This window comes from Yersinia sp. Marseille-Q5920 (assembly GCF_946902935.1).
GTDB lineage: Bacteria > Pseudomonadota > Gammaproteobacteria > Enterobacterales > Enterobacteriaceae > Yersinia > Yersinia rochesterensis.
This window is the reverse complement of record NZ_CAMPQA010000033.1, coordinates 1-628: the sequence shown is the minus strand read 5'-3', so window position 1 is coordinate 628 and position 628 is coordinate 1. Positions and strand designations below refer to the sequence as shown.

Genomic DNA, 628 nt, shown 5'->3' with positions numbered 1-628 from the left:
GCGCTTACCACTTTGTGATTCATGACTGGGGTGAAGTCGTAACAAGGTAACCGTAGGGGAACCTGCGGTTGGATCACCTCCTTACCTAACGATACGCATTGCGTAGTGTCCACACAGATTGTCTGATAGAAAGTAACGAGCAAATAAGGCCGGGCTGAGAAATTAGTCGGGCTTTAGTACCTTGTTGGGTCTGTAGCTCAGGTGGTTAGAGCGCACCCCTGATAAGGGTGAGGTCGGTGGTTCAAGTCCACTCAGACCCACCAACTCATCCTCATACTGCGTTACAGACACACTCGTTTATAACAATAAACGTCGCGTGACTGCGCCTTGTCTGAGAATGAGTTATGCCGATAAGGTATTTTGCTTTTTATATGGGGCTATAGCTCAGCTGGGAGAGCGCCTGCCTTGCACGCAGGAGGTCAGCGGTTCGATCCCGCTTAGCTCCACCATATAAAACTATTTCAAAACGTACTGCGGTCGCAAGACTCAGTGTGTTGTGAAATATTGCTCTTTAACAATCTGGAACAAGCTGAAAATTGAAACAATACAGCTGAAACTTATCTCTCCGTAGATGTACTGAGATAAGGATTAACCTGTATTAGAGTCTCTCAAATAATCGCAACGCAAG

Annotated in this window: 2 tRNA genes and 1 rRNA gene; all 3 read left to right on the top strand. The window is 46.5% G+C overall.

The features are described 5' to 3' along the window. Nucleotides 1–84 (top strand): 16S ribosomal RNA (locus tag OVO64_RS20425); the annotation flags it as partial. A gap of 102 nt (nt 85–186) precedes the next feature. Then, nucleotides 187–263 (top strand) — tRNA-Ile (locus tag OVO64_RS20420). Between the two features lie 110 nt (nt 264–373). After that, nucleotides 374–449: transfer RNA gene (locus OVO64_RS20415), tRNA-Ala, on the top strand. The last annotated feature ends 179 nt before the right edge of the window (nt 450–628 follow it).